3 protein-coding genes and 2 pseudogenes are annotated in these 3961 nt (G+C 38.6%); 4 read left to right on the forward strand and 1 reads right to left on the reverse strand.

Translation table 11 applies throughout. From position 1 onward, the window contains the following. From F8S12_RS38285 to F8S12_RS41405, 4 genes and pseudogenes are all read left to right on the forward strand, one after another. A pseudogene (locus tag F8S12_RS38285) lies at positions 1 to 897 on the forward strand (TraG/TraD/VirD4 family protein); the annotation flags it as partial. 2 nt (positions 898 to 899) lie between these two features. Next, on the forward strand, positions 900 to 1616 hold the full coding sequence (locus tag F8S12_RS38290) for a hypothetical protein (protein ID WP_230968567.1): 717 nt from the start codon (positions 900 to 902) through the stop codon (positions 1614 to 1616). 35 nt (positions 1617 to 1651) lie between these two features. Beyond that, positions 1652 to 2767, forward strand: a complete 1116-nt coding sequence (locus tag F8S12_RS38295) for a hypothetical protein (protein ID WP_196521550.1) — start codon at positions 1652 to 1654, stop codon at positions 2765 to 2767. An 81-nt stretch (positions 2768 to 2848) separates the two neighbouring features. Continuing rightward, the gene (locus F8S12_RS41405) at positions 2849 to 3643 is read left to right on the forward strand and encodes a hypothetical protein (RefSeq protein ID WP_230968568.1); all 795 of its coding nucleotides are present in this window, start codon (positions 2849 to 2851) and stop codon (positions 3641 to 3643) included. Between the two features lie 162 nt (positions 3644 to 3805). Here the strand turns inward: F8S12_RS41405 and F8S12_RS38305 are convergent. Next, a pseudogene (locus F8S12_RS38305) lies at positions 3806 to 3961 on the reverse strand (ISLre2 family transposase); the annotation flags it as partial.

Raw genomic sequence — 3961 nt, forward strand, 5'->3', positions numbered from 1 at the left:
TACAAATTGGCATTATCATCTGGAGTAGGAACTAAGGCATGGTCAGAGACACCAACACTACAAGACTTTTACAAATACTGTTCACCAGCATTTATTAAACTAGATTCTATTGCTAGTAATAGTCGGGATATTCTAGAAGCTTTAGAACAAATTAGGCTAAGACTTAATTACTGGTTAACTACAAGAGTTGGGCAGTCAATTTCTCGACCTTCTAGCTTCAGAACTGATGCCAAATTACTTGTTTTTGCATTGAGAAATTTATCAAGTGAGGCGGATGCGGCGATCTTAGCTCTGAGCGCTTATGCTGCCGCACTCAGACGGGCGTTAGCATCCAAAGTAAGTATATTTTTCTTAGATGAAGCACCAATCTTATTTCAGTTTGAATCAATCGCTGAACTAATTGGGAGGCTCTGTGCTAATGGTGCTAAAGCTGGTATACGTGTAATTTTATCTGCCCAAGAACCAGAAAGTATTTATCAGTCAAAAGCTGCCGCTAAAATCTTCGCCAACATCACTACACGCTTGGTTGGCAGAATTCAATCTTCAGCCGTTGACCCCTTTTTGGTGAGATTTAAATACCCATTAGAAATTATTCGGGTCAATAGTACAGAAGCTTTCTATCCCAAAAAGGAGGGTATTTACTCTCAGTGGTTACTTGATGACAATGGCAAACTTACTTTTTGCCGTTATTATCCAGCACATTGTTTATTAGCCGCCGTTGCTAATAATCCACATGAACAAGAAATGCGTACTCTTTTCCTCAAAGAATATCTTGATAATCCCCTATTAGGAATGGTCAAATTTACCGAGGATTATATCAGGATGATTCGAGGAGAAGAATTCTCTGATGAAGCTAAACAATTAATGTCGAAATTACAAAAAGTAAAGGTGGCTTAATTATGTCTAGATTAAAGACTCGAACAATCACTATCATACTTTCTGCTACTCTGGGTAGTTTATTGGTAACTACACCCAGCTATGGATTAGTCATTACCGACTTTTTTAGTTCAATCATTTCTGATATTAAAGGTGAAGTTGAAAAAATTCAAGGTTGGGCTAAATCGGAAATTGAGCAAAGTTGGGCTGGCATCAAAGATGATGCTCAAGCTGCGATTGATAATGCTATTGGTGAGATGGGAGCTACTGACCCGATTGCCAGTAGTAATGACCTAAAAACTCGAATTGCTGATACTTACTCATTGCCAGTCGCCCAGCAAAAGGCACAAGATTTAGAGCGAGAACTCACAAGAGCTTCAATCATCAGTGTTGTTGGCCAAATTGGGCAAGAAGATACTGCTCAAAAAATAGAGAAAACTACGCAAATAGCTCAAGAGGCAAAAGGTCTTGCGGACGCTGCACAAGAAATGGATGCTTCTCAAAATGTCCTGAAGGCGATCGCGGCTCAGAATGGTCTAGTAGTTTCAATGTTGGCACAGCAACGCACAGATTCTTTACAAGCAAGGCAGGACAGTTCCTACTCCAATCTCATGCTGACTCAAGTAGCAGAGAATATGGCAAATGAACGTAAAAAAGAAGATTTGAGGGAAATCGGTGCAGTTTCCTTGACTCACGAACTTGTTGGGATGTCTCGTTTAGATCCTACTTATGAAGAATAGCTCAATTTACTGCATTCTATACTCTTTTTAATTTTATGCTTTTGAGAAATTACTTATTCGCCCAATCTCAATTTGCTGGTGCAGATTTGTTGGAACAAGCAATTAGAATGGCAGATTCTATTGCTCAAGGTTTCAATGAACTTTGGGATGAGACTATCGAAGGTGATGCGTATAGTGCCATATGTGATGTAGGTGTATTATTCGCCGTTGCAACACTTGTTTTTTTCATGATTGAGTGGACAAAGAAAATGCTCAATGGTGATGAACAACGTGCTTATACAGAATTTATTTGGGTGTTGATAGTTGTAGTACTTCTAACGAACAATGGCAAGGTACTAGGGGAAAGCACTCTTGGTATTAGAAATTACATCAATAACGTAAATCAAATTGTCCTCTTAAGAACAGCAAAAGGTGTTGATTTAAGGGCTGCTTACCAAAAAGCCTTGGGTGTAGAAGCTGTGCGTGGGGCTATTGGTAAAGAAATAGAAAATTGCAAGACCTCATCTCTGACTCCAGAAGAATCTATTAAATGTTTGGAGGATGCTAAAAATAGGTTAAGCCAAGAGTATCCTAGTTATTTTACTGGTTCTAGTGGACCTTTCTCGTGGATAGTTCAAAAGATTGACAGAATTATTCAAGCACCAGTTGATGCTATCAATAGTGGGGCTAATCCTCTACAAGTAATATTTTCTCCTTTCAGTGCCTATATTGGTTCTTCAGTTATTGAAATTGTTTCGATTGTTTTGATTGGTTTGAATGGAGCTTACCAATGGGCGATTGAACTAACGATGCTGCTAACGGCACTTATCGGACCTTTAGCTGTGGGCGGTTCTTTGTTGCCTTATGGCGGTAAAGCAATTTTTACTTGGCTAACTGGTTATTTTGCTGTAGGTATGGCGAAGCTTTGTTTCAATATTATTGTGGGATTTGCTGGGCAATTAATTGCTACTTCTAGATCAGATCAGCCTCTATTTTTTCTGTTTACGATTGGCATTTTTGCTCCTTTCTTAGCCACTGGATTGGCGGCTGGTGGTGGTTTAGCTGTACTCCAACAAATCAATAAAGCCTCTGAAACCTATAGCTCAATTGCTATTGATGCTAGCAAAGCAGTATTTACAAGGGGTGTTAGTTTAGCTTCAAAATTCAAATAGAGGGAACAGGGAACAGGGAACAGGGAACAGGGAACAGGAAACAGGGAACAGGGAACATAAGAGTAAAATAAGGAGTTTAAAATGTCAGATATTAGTGATTTTAAAGACTTAAAGATTTGGCAAAAGGGCATGGATATAGCAGAAAAGTGCAGTTTAGTCTATCGGGCTGATGCTTTCATCATTAAAAAAGTTGGCGAAAAATATAGCGTTCATCGCCGCAATGACCAAACCAAAGCGCTAATGCAGTTTCACGCCGATAAATGGGGAACTATTACTCTCTCTGAACAACCCAAGGATATGCTACCCATTGAAAGGCAGGAGTTTTTATTAGTTGCTGATTACCTTAAAAGTGGTAAGCAACTACCCTCAGTCGATGAAGACCCCAGAAAAATTGCTTCGATCCTTGGTTCACTCTCCCTTGATGGTACGCACAAAATTTTAGAAAGCTTCAAAACGTCAGAAGTCTTGCAAATCCTGACTCAAACTCTAAAAAAGGCTGGTCGTGATGATTTGGAGTTGGGAAATTACCGCATCCTCTACGAGAAAAGTCAACAAGATAGTAAATCTGTTCTAAAACTCCTCAAAACTGAACATGATGGGATTACAAGGGTTGCTGCCAGTTTTGAAATGAATAGAACTGATTCAGGAATGACTCACCAAGTCAAAACTCTTGCTATTACTGAACTTGACCTAAGTAAACTGAGATTCCTTGCCCAAAAGTTGCATATCCCGCAATCTCCGACTGCTACTGCAACTGTTAATCCTCACGCTACCCGCGATATTGAACGGGAGCAATGCGATTTTGTGAGGTCGGACAAAAAAAGTGCGATCGCTAAAAATTATATTCAAGTACGGAGTGATTTTATTTACAAATAAAATATTGATTCGCAGGAGAATTCATCTTGATGAGATATCTCAAAAAGATTGCTAGTAAGTCATTTGACGATTATTTCCCAAAATATCTGTAACAAGCCTTTGATATTTAGTATCAATTACAGCAACCAATAGCTAAAGATGAGAACGCAAGTATAAAATTAATCAAGCAGTTTGAGGTTTAATAAAGGAATTAAAGATAGAAATACAAAAATTATCCCAACTTCCAGCTATCCATTGACAGCGCAGATGTAATATAATTTCTGCATTGTCTTTCAACCAAAATTTACTGTTTCCTTTGATTCTTAAATTGACAACTTG

Origin of the sequence: Nostoc sp. WHI, from assembly GCF_015714725.1 — a bacterium.
In the GTDB taxonomy this organism is placed as follows: domain Bacteria; phylum Cyanobacteriota; class Cyanobacteriia; order Cyanobacteriales; family Nostocaceae; genus Nostoc.